Annotated in this window: 1 protein-coding gene and 1 pseudogene; both read left to right on the top strand. The window is 58.1% G+C overall.

Annotated elements, in window-relative coordinates; translation table 11 throughout:
• Positions 1 to 2329, top strand: a 2329-nt coding sequence (gltB, locus tag ACESMW_RS18960) for a glutamate synthase large subunit (RefSeq protein WP_372988516.1), incomplete at its 5' end; no start/stop codon positions are given.
• A gap of 72 nt (positions 2330 to 2401) precedes the next feature.
• Positions 2402 to 2680, top strand: a pseudogene (locus ACESMW_RS18955) (glutamate synthase small subunit); the annotation flags it as partial.

Raw genomic sequence — 2680 nt, 5'->3', positions numbered from 1 at the left:
CAAGGGACTGCTGAAGATTCTCTCAAAGATGGGTATCTCGACCATCACTTCCTACCGTGGCGCCCAGTTGTTTGAGGCGATCGGTCTGGCTGATGATGTGGTTGACCTGTGCTTCCTGGGTGTCCCAAGCCGGGTTCAGGGCGCCAGCTTTTATGATTTCCAGCAGGACCAGGAGCAACTGGCTTCCGTAGCATGGAAGCCGCGCAAGCCGATTATCCAGGGTGGTCTGCTGAAGTACGTCCATGGCCAGGAGTACCACGCCTTTAATCCGGATGTGGTTGGTAAACTGCAGGAAGCGGTGACCAGTGGCGATTATGGGCACTACAAGGAATATGCCGGACTGGTCAACGAACGTCCGGTAGCGACGCTCCGTGACCTTCTTGTCTTCAGGGAAGACATCAAGCCGATTGATATCTCGGACGTAGAGCCAGTTGAGAGCATCTTCCCTCGCTTTGATTCGGCCGGTATGTCACTCGGTGCCCTCTCGCCCGAGGCCCATGAGGCGCTGGCGGTGGCCATGAATACCTTGGGCAGCCGGTCCAACTCGGGTGAAGGTGGTGAAGATCCCGCTCGTTATGGCACTGAGAAACGGTCAAAAATCAAACAGATCGCGTCCGGACGTTTTGGCGTTACAGCTGAATACCTGCGCAGTGCCGATGTCATGCAGATCAAGGTGGCCCAGGGTGCCAAACCAGGCGAAGGCGGCCAGCTGCCCGGTGGCAAGGTCAATGAACTGATCGCTCGCCTGCGCTATTCGGTCCCGGGCGTGACGCTGATTTCACCGCCGCCGCATCACGACATCTATTCCATCGAGGATCTGGCCCAGCTGATTTTCGACCTCAAACAGGTCAATCCTCAGGCTCTGGTGTCTGTGAAGCTGGTCTCTGAGCCCGGTGTCGGTACGATTGCCGCGGGTGTGGCCAAGGCGTACGCCGACCTGATCACGGTGTCCGGTTACGATGGCGGTACAGCGGCCAGCCCGCTGACGTCGATCCGTTACGCCGGTTCTCCCTGGGAGCTGGGACTCACTGAAACTCAGCAGGCCCTGCGGGCCAACGATCTGCGGGGCAAGATCCGCCTGCAAACTGACGGTGGCCTGAAAACAGGTCTGGACGTGGTGAAAGGCGCGATCCTGGGTGCCGAGAGTTTCGGTTTTGGTACCACCCCGATGGTGGCGCTGGGTTGTAAATACCTGCGCATCTGTCACCTGAACAACTGCGCCACCGGTGTTGCGACACAAAATGAACACCTCCGTGAAGAGCACTTCAAGGGTACGGTGGAAATGGCCATGAATTTCTTCCGCTTCGTGGCTGAGGAAACCCGTGAGTGGATGGCGAAGCTGGGCGTGCGCAGCCTGGAAGAACTGGTTGGTCGCGTTGATCTGCTGGAACGCCTGCCGGGGGATACTGAGCGCCAGAAGAAGCTGGATCTCAGTCGCCTGCTGTCCAATGACCATATTCCGGCGGACAAGCCGCAGACCTGTCAGGTGGAGCGGAACCATCCGTTCGACGAGGGTAAGCTCGCCGAGCAAATGGTTAAGGATACCGCCGCCGCTATCAAGGAAAAGAGTGGTGGTGCCTGGTCCTACCGGGTAACCAATTGCGACCGCTCCATTGGCGCGCGTCTGTCCGGCGAAATTGCTGCGCTGCACGGTAACCAGGGCATGGTAGATGCGCCCATTACCCTAGACCTTACCGGCACCGCCGGCCAGAGCTTCGGTGTCTGGAACGTGGGCGGCCTCAACCTGATCCTTGAGGGCGATGCCAACGACTACGTCGGTAAGGGCATGACCGGTGGCAAGCTGGTGGTCAAGCCGCCCCGGGGCAGTGTCTTCAAGAGCCAGGAAACCTCCATTGTCGGCAACACCTGCCTGTACGGGGCAACTGGCGGCAAGCTCTTTGCGTCAGGAACCGCCGGCGAGCGATTTGCCGTTCGTAACTCCGGCGCTCATGCGGTTGTGGAAGGCGCTGGCGATCACTGTTGCGAGTATATGACCGGCGGTCTGGTGACTGTTCTTGGCTCTACCGGGCACAATTTCGGTGCTGGTATGACCGGTGGCTTTGCCTACGTGATGGATCTCAATAACACCTTTGTGGACAAGTACAACCACGAACTGGTCGAGATCCAGCGGATTTCCAGCGAAGATATGGAGTCCTACCGTAACCATCTGCGCGGCGTTATCCGGGAGCATATATCGGAAACCGCGAGTGAGTGGGCTGAGCACATTCTTGAAAATTTCGATGACTACATCGGCCGTTTCTGGCTGGTGAAACCCAAGGCTGCCAACCTGCGCAGCCTGCTGGCGAGCACTCGGGCACGTCCGGAGTAATAGGCTGAGAGGGTTTGGGGTGCGCGGCTTGGCTGCCGCCCCGGTCGAAATTGAGCTAATGAGAGCATCATGATGAAAGAACGACTGAGTAACGACTTCCAGTTTGTCGAGGTTGGACGTGTCGACCCGAAGAAGGTCCCGGCCAGGAAGCGTAAGAAAGAATTTGGCGAAATCTACCACCCGTTTACAGCGGATAACGCGGCGTCCCAGTCCCACCGCTGTCTTGAGTGTGGTAACCCATATTGCGAGTGGAAGTGCCCGGTTCACAACTACATCCCGAACTGGCTCAAGCTGGTTTCCGAGGGCAACATCATGCGGGCCGTTGAGTTGTGTCATCAGACCAACTCCCTG

It is taken from the genome of Marinobacter sp. (assembly GCF_041690455.1).
Classification (GTDB): Bacteria; Pseudomonadota; Gammaproteobacteria; order Pseudomonadales; family Oleiphilaceae; genus Marinobacter.
This window is presented reverse-complemented; position numbering and strand designations above follow the sequence as displayed.